Annotated in this window: 2 protein-coding genes; both read left to right on the top strand. The window is 66.6% G+C overall.

Features of this window, described 5'->3' with window-relative positions:
- Positions 1–328, top strand: a 328-nt coding sequence (locus tag MOV74_RS38400) for an SPOR domain-containing protein (RefSeq protein ID WP_246932747.1), incomplete at its 5' end; no start/stop codon positions are given.
- A gap of 46 nt (positions 329–374) precedes the next feature.
- Positions 375–1,327, top strand: a 953-nt coding sequence (gene nagZ, locus MOV74_RS38395) for a beta-N-acetylhexosaminidase (RefSeq protein ID WP_246932745.1), incomplete at its 3' end; no start/stop codon positions are given.

The raw sequence follows: 1,327 nt of genomic DNA, 5'->3' as shown, positions 1-1,327 counted from the left end.
GGCGACTGAGCCGCCGCAACGGATGGCTGCGACCGCCCCGACGCAAATCGCGCCCGCGAGCAGCAGCGGTGGCGGCTACATCGTGCAGGTCTCCTCGCAGCAGAGCGAGGATAGCGCCGCTGCGTCGTACCGCGTGCTTCAGAGCAAATATGGCAGCGCGCTCGGCTCCCGTTCGCCGGTGATCAAGCGCGTGGACCTCTCCGACAAGGGCAAGGGAGTCGTCTACCGCGCCTTCGCCGGGCCCTATGGTTCGGCGGAGGAGGCGACGCACGCCTGCAACAACCTGAAGTCTGCCGGCTTGTCCGCCTGCTTCGTCCAGAGGAATTAATGGCCGTTTCCTTGACCCCCTCGCGGGTCAGGGTTAATCGGCCGTTATGAGCACGCGGGCCTTCATTACCGGCGTATCCGGAACCGAACTGACCGCCATCGAGCGGGAGTTTATCCGCGACCAGCGCCCATGGGGCTTCATCCTGTTCAAGCGCAATGTCGCAACGCCAGCTCAAGTCGCTGCTCTGGTTGCGGAATTGCGGACGGCGGCAGATGTCGCCGACGCGCCTGTCCTGATCGATCAGGAGGGCGGACGGGTGCAGCGGCTGGGTCCGCCGCACTGGCCGGTCTACCCGCCGGGCGCCGTGTTCTCGACCTTGTACGACACTGATTCGGCCCTCGGCCTCACCGCGGCACGCCTCAGCGCACGCCTGATCGCGGCTGATCTCGCCGATCTCGGCATCACCGTGGATTGCTTGCCGCTGGCCGACGTGCCGGTGGCCGGCGCCGATGCCGTCATCGGGAATCGGGCCTATGGCACCGAGCCGGGCAAGGTCGCGGCAATCGCGCGTGCCGTCACCGAAGGGCTGGAGCAGGGCGGCGTGCTGCCGGTCCTCAAACACATTCCCGGCCATGGCCGGGCCACCGCGGACACCCATTTCCAGCTGCCGACGGTGGATACGCCGAGGGCCGAGCTGGAACAGACCGACTTCGCGGCGTTCAAGCCGCTGGCGGATCTGCCGATGGCCATGACTGCACATGTTGTGTTTAGCGCGGTCGATCCCGCCCATCCGGCGACGACATCTGCGACAATGATTGCTGACGTGATTCGCGGCGCAATCGGGTTCCAGGGTTTGTTAATGAGTGATGACGTGTCGATGAACGCGCTGTCGGGGAATATCGCGGAGCGAACCCGCGCGATTTTCGCGGCCGGCTGCGATGTGGCCCTGCATTGCAACGGCAACATCGAGGAGATGCGCGAGGTCGCCGGCCAGACACCAGAACTGTCCGGCCGGGCGCTGGAGCGGGCGAACGCCGCGCTCGCCGCGCGCAAGGCGCC

The organism is Bradyrhizobium sp. SHOUNA76 (assembly GCF_023006445.1).
Lineage (GTDB): Bacteria > Pseudomonadota > Alphaproteobacteria > Rhizobiales > Xanthobacteraceae > Bradyrhizobium.
Note: the sequence above shows the minus strand (reverse complement) of the source record. Positions and strands in the feature narration are given on the sequence as shown.